Origin of the sequence: Blastococcus sp. CCUG 61487, assembly GCF_005222955.1 — a bacterium.
Lineage (GTDB): Bacteria > Actinomycetota > Actinomycetes > Mycobacteriales > Geodermatophilaceae > Blastococcus.
Genome location: NZ_LWUA01000105.1, coordinates 1 through 534 on the forward strand (window position 1 = coordinate 1; position 534 = coordinate 534).

The 534-nt window shown below is 69.7% G+C and carries 1 protein-coding gene; it reads right to left on the reverse strand.

The features are described 5' to 3' along the window. Positions 1 to 42 precede the first annotated feature (42 nt). Positions 43 to 210: a hypothetical protein gene (locus tag A6V29_RS20690; protein ID WP_170977734.1), complete on the reverse strand. Its 168-nt coding sequence runs from the start codon at positions 208 to 210 to the stop codon at positions 43 to 45. Positions 211 to 534: the final 324 nt, after the last annotated feature.

Consider the following 534-nt stretch of genomic DNA (forward strand, 5'->3'; position numbering starts at 1 on the left):
ACACCGGAGGCCCTTACATGAGCCGAGGCGTCCGGCCGCGGGTCAGGTGAGCGGCGCGGATGCTTGGTCGCGCAGGTAGCGCTCGACGTCGTCGGCGACGAGGGGTGCCTGCGCCGTCTCGTCGGCCAACCGGATGCTCCGCCCGATGACCACCGCCAGGGGGGCGGCCAGCAGCGCCCACACGGTCCCTGCGGTGATCACGATGGCCATGACCTATTCCTACGGGCGTGATCGTCATTCTCCGTGATCCCACGCGGGCAGAAAGTGACGAACTGGTCCGCTGCCCGGGCAGCGGGTCACCGAACTGCTACATCCCCGAACGCACCTCGCCGCACCGCCAAGCGTAGAGACCGTCCGGCCCCTGCGGGTTGTCGCCGATCCTGCGGAACCGGTGGACGTATCACAGCCAGGCATCAGCCCGATATCTGCCGGGCCGCGCGAGAGCAGCCGTCAGGCGGTCCTCGAGACATCGGGGGACGGCGGCGCGAGGGGACGGTCTCGACGGCGGCCGGCTCAGACATCCCATGGTCCTTG

Excerpts from the sequence above, each read along its gene's own strand:
- A6V29_RS20690 (WP_170977734.1), bottom strand. The coding sequence starts at position 210 with ATGGCCATCGTGATCACCGCAGGGACCGTGTGGGCGCTGCTGGCCGCC.